The organism is Romboutsia sp. 13368 (genome assembly GCF_018336475.1).
GTDB lineage: Bacteria > Bacillota > Clostridia > Peptostreptococcales > Peptostreptococcaceae > Romboutsia.
The window spans coordinates 1,743,074-1,745,043 of the sequence record NZ_CP048741.1 but is presented as its reverse complement, the minus strand read 5'-3'; the positions used below and the strand labels follow the sequence as shown (position 1 = coordinate 1,745,043).

Below are 1,970 nucleotides of genomic sequence, written 5' to 3'. Positions count from 1 at the left end.
AAGTATATAAAATACATATAATATYATAGTTATTTTAAAAATTTAGAAAAAAAAGAGATATTATGATATAATAATATTAAAAGTTAAAGCAAAAGTAAAAGAGGTACTCTAATGTATAAAATAACTATAATATTATTTATAATTTTTTCAACTTTATTTAATACTGCTTGTACTTTAGAAGAAAATAAAAGCCAGGGTGGTGCAGTTGAAATAAATTCACCTTCAATAAGTAAAGATGAAGTAAAGTTAGAGGATAACCCAAATGAAAATAAACAGGTTAAAAAAAGCTCTAATACAATAGAAATACCTATAACTTTAATGCGTAATGATATTAAAGAAGACAAACAAATAAAATATTTACAGATTAAAAAAAATACAACATTAGAAGAAAAAGTAAATAAAATAGTAAGCGTTGTTTCTAGTGAGTGTTTTAGTAATCTTCCTATAAAAGTTAAGATTTATGGAAATGATACAGCAAAAGTAGATTTATTAGAATTTAATAATGATGAAAATAATAGGGTATCTTGGAAAGATGACTATTTAAATAATAGTATAAGGGAACAAACCTTAAGAGTATTATTAGAAAATATACTTCAAGATGAATATAATGGACAATGGATAGAAAAAGTTCAATTATACTATGAAGGTGAATTATTATCTTTAGATTAAAAAACAGTGTTAGATATAAAATATTATCTAATACTGTTTTTTTCTTTGATATAAAATAATAAAAAATAATTAGTAACCACATTTATATAGAATCATATAATTATATTAGGTAACATAAGTTTTTCTTATGGGGGAAACAAATATAGCAAAAGGAGTTTTGACTTATTATGAAGAAGAAAAAAAAATCAGCATGCTCATGTATACCTCAAGAGGATGTATGTAATAATTCAGTAGCAAATACTTGTAAACCTAATAATAATTATAAGAMMTAATAATAATTATAAGAARGCTATGAAAAAATATATAGAACCTGTTTGCGATGATTGTGAAGTTAAATTTGTAGATACATGTGCAGATTTAGCTTCAAAAGCTGAAGAGTTATTTGAAAAGGCATTAGAACATCAATGTATAGCAGAAGAAGCATTAGAACAAGCAAAACAATGTGAAGAATCATCTAATATTTTATCAGCTAATGCTCAAAATTTAATGAAAAAAGCTAAAAATGCTGAAAAAGATTCTAAAGATGCAAAATGTAAAGCTGAACAACTATTAGAAAAATCAGAATGTCTTTGCCAAGAAGCTAAATGTTTATATGAACAAGCTCAAGATGTTCAAGCTCAAGCAGATGAAAATTGCGAAAAAGCTAAATGCTTATATGAAAAGGCTCAATCTCATAATGAAAAAGCAAAAGAGTTATATTGCCAAGCAGTAAAATGCGATGAAAAAGCATTAAAATGCTATAAAAATGCTGGAGAAAAGATAAAAGAATATGAAGCTAAGTCTAATAAATGTGAAGAAATGATTAATAAATGTAATATGAAATTGAATCAATGTAATAAAAAAGAAGATAAATGTAATCAAGTAATGCCTAAGTATGTTAAAATGGATAAATGTAAGCCAAGTTGTAATAAAAACTATGAAGAATATAATTGTGGATGTAACAATAAAAATTCAAACTATACAAATTATAATATGAATAATAAAGCAAATAATAACTGTAATATGGATATAATATGTATAATGACAAAGATGATGATATTATATATGTAACAGATAAGGATTTAAGCATGAATTATTGTACAACTTATGTAAGTCCGATGTATGATATGTATCAAATGCAATGTATAGGAGATTTTTCTCAACAATATCCATCATTAGATATGCCATATATGAACTGTTATATAGATCAATATCAAGATGTAAATGATATGTGGATGAACTATTATATGATGATGCAAAACATGATGCAAAATATGATGAATCCAAGAGATATATATTAAATAAAGAATGCCTTATATAGA

At 24.2% G+C, this 1,970-nt stretch carries 3 protein-coding genes; all 3 read left to right on the top strand.

What is annotated here, in order from left to right:
* Window positions 1-111: 111 nt before the first annotated feature.
* On the top strand, window positions 112-669 hold the full coding sequence (locus G3997_RS07110) for a hypothetical protein (RefSeq protein WP_296644863.1): 558 nt from the start codon (window positions 112-114) through the stop codon (window positions 667-669).
* Between the two features lie 291 nt (window positions 670-960).
* Window positions 961-1,719, top strand: a complete 759-nt coding sequence (locus tag G3997_RS07105) for a hypothetical protein (RefSeq protein WP_296644860.1) — start codon at window positions 961-963, stop codon at window positions 1,717-1,719.
* Window positions 1,683-1,949: a hypothetical protein gene (locus G3997_RS07100; protein ID WP_296644858.1), complete on the top strand. Its 267-nt coding sequence runs from the start codon at window positions 1,683-1,685 to the stop codon at window positions 1,947-1,949. Before G3997_RS07105 ends, G3997_RS07100 begins: the two co-directional genes overlap by 37 nt.
* Window positions 1,950-1,970 lie beyond the last annotated feature (21 nt).

Bases quoted from the DNA above. Each gene is read 5' to 3' on its own strand.
- G3997_RS07110 (WP_296644863.1), top strand. From the start codon at position 112: ATGTATAAAATAACTATAATATTATTTATAATTTTTTCAACTTTATTT.
- G3997_RS07105 (WP_296644860.1), top strand. From the start codon at position 961: ATGAAAAAATATATAGAACCTGTTTGCGATGATTGTGAAGTTAAATTT.
- G3997_RS07100 (WP_296644858.1), top strand. From the start codon at position 1,683: ATGTATAATGACAAAGATGATGATATTATATATGTAACAGATAAGGAT.